Source organism: Roseobacter sp. EG26, from assembly GCF_049830555.1.
Lineage (GTDB): Bacteria > Pseudomonadota > Alphaproteobacteria > Rhodobacterales > Rhodobacteraceae > Roseobacter.
This window is the reverse complement of record NZ_JBNBLH010000039.1, coordinates 1-2,375: the sequence shown is the minus strand read 5'-3', so window position 1 is coordinate 2,375 and position 2,375 is coordinate 1. Positions and strand designations below refer to the sequence as shown.

2 protein-coding genes are annotated in these 2,375 nt (G+C 45.8%); both read left to right on the top strand.

Annotated elements, in window-relative coordinates; all coding sequences use genetic code 11:
* Positions 1–351 precede the first annotated feature (351 nt).
* A complete protein-coding gene (locus tag ACOTTU_RS24870; protein WP_425662209.1) occupies positions 352–1,362 on the top strand; it encodes an autoinducer binding domain-containing protein in 1,011 nt (336 codons plus the stop codon).
* A 500-nt stretch (positions 1,363–1,862) separates the two neighbouring features.
* The coding region (locus ACOTTU_RS24865) for a PA14 domain-containing protein (protein ID WP_425662207.1) at positions 1,863–2,375 on the top strand (513 nt) is incomplete at its 3' end.

The following is a 2,375-nucleotide window of genomic DNA, read 5'->3' as shown; positions in this document are numbered from 1 at the left end:
ACTCATTGGCTATGGACATACAACAACGAAAGACCAAACATGGGGATCGGCGGGATAACCCCGATACAAAAACTGAAGGCAGCTTAGATTCTACTGACGCGCCCCTCTAAAAATGGGGAGATTACCGGGTCACTTGATACCCATATTTGATCCCCCGTTTTCTAACTAAAGGATCGTCCCACTTCAGTGGAGAGGACCGCCCGGACCATTGGGGGGCCAAAAGCAACAAACTACAGGCGCGAACCCGATCTATAAGCAAAAAAAAGTACTTTGGGAATCTGGAATCTGATGCTCGGACTCACTAATCAAAAATCAGCTGCTGCGTCCATCATCTTTCCTCCAGCTTTTTAAATGAAACTTCAGCGAATTTTAACCACTGCGGGTAGATGGTTCTTACGAAAAGCGACGGAAAACAACATGTCACACTGGATACGAGTTTTGATTGAAGATGCAATGGATGGCCAGCGTCAGTTGCCGGAGCACGTTCGATCTGGATTGAAGAGAGTAGCTGGGATTATGGAGGCTTCAGATGTTACTCAGTTCCGCACACAAGAGTTTGAATCCATCGCTGACGAAATTTCATTCTGCTCGGAATTGAGCGAGTTGTCTCGACTTTTGTGGAGAGCTACAACCAGTATTGGTTTTCAGCATTTTTGCTTGTTTGTGATTAAGCAAGGTGACGAGCCCGGATTTGGATCGAGGCTATGCACGTCTTATAGCAAAGAATGGCTCAAACGCTACGAAAAGGAACGGTATCAATTCGTTGATCCGATATACACCTGTGCAGAAGAGAAAGACGGACACTTCCTTTTCTCTGAGATCAAGAGTGAGAGCCCCTTGGTTCAGGATTTTTGGAGAGAATTGGATAGTTATCGAATCGGGCGAAATGGAATTTGCTTTGCACTCACTCGCCCGAGCGGCGCGCGACTAGGGGTCAGCTTTTCTTCAGGGGGCGCAGAATCGAAAGTTCGAGAAACCATTAGATTAAATAAGCACGATTTATCTGTGATTGCGCGATTGGCGATCGAATGTTTTTGTCAAGTATCTGCCAATAGTGATTTGACCGCTGAGGCTCTTTCGACCAATGAGCTCCGTTTCTTACATATGCTGGCAACAAATCCTCATCCTGAAAAGGCGCTATTGGTTACGCCAAACTTTGGAGGAAACAAAGCTTTGCAAACGTCTATTCGCAACAAGCTAAATGTTGAGACTGTGTTTCAGGCCATTGCCATCGCTAGCTCAATGAGATGGTTTGATTCGTTGCCATATAACTATGACGAAGCTATTAGACCATTTCCTGAATTGAAGGGTTTGGACGTTAAGGCCGATGCTAAGGAAACCATTTCGATTGAAGGCCAATGATCGACAGAAATTCGCCATATTCGCAGGCATATGAGAATTTTGAATTGATTGAGCGCATTGAATTCGTTTCGGAATTACACCATGTGTCTTCACTGTTCTTCTAAAGTATATCCGGCCAATTCCCGAAACAGGGTCGCGCAAATCTGAAGTACCAACATTCTTTGCGAGTGTAGGGTTCTTTTCAATTTGCAGGCTTTGCACTCTAAGTTTGAGCAGAATTTCGCGTTCTTCGCTCGCCATAGTAAGTCCTCCATCCCAAAATCGGGCATTTTTGCTGAAAGTATTCAATCAGTTCGAACATATCTTCGGGCGAGCCAATTCGATGCAAAGAACTTGAATTTACAGAATCGTTTTAGACCGTGGCGAAACCTTTTTGACTCTCTGTAACTTCCCTAAAACTTGATGTTCTTAGTTGATTGCGATGGTTGAAAGTTAACGATCGCGAAATCAAAACTTCTTACCGTTGGGGTTGAACAGATCTTTTCAACTTCGAGGGCGGAATGAACAAAGTTTCTCAGAAAACCAGTGGCTTTAAGGCGGAGTTCTTTGAGTTGGAAGGCCCGGTATCCAATCTTGACCAGATAGATTTCACCGGGGTTGCATCGCACACCGAAGCACTTGCGACCGTTTCATATACTAAGGCGCGAGGAAGCGAACCCTTTTGGGAAGGCGGCGTAAATGACAACTTTGCAGCAAGAATTTCGGGGGATCTTCATATTGAGAAGGGGGGTAGCTATACATTCTACCTGACTTCTGATGATGGCTCTAGTTTTTCAATTGATGGAGCCGCGGTCATCGATAATGACGGACTGCATGCGGCGCGGCAACAAACAGTTACGCTTGATTTGCAGCCAGGTGTAGTTCCCTTTGAGATGCTCTACTTTGAAAGAGGTGGGCTTCAGGTTCTCTCACTTGAATGGAGTGGGCCGGATACAGATGGCGAGCGGGTTTTCTTGGGCCCGGAAGCTGTTAGTCATACAACACAAGATGATGGCGGCACCGACCATGGCGAC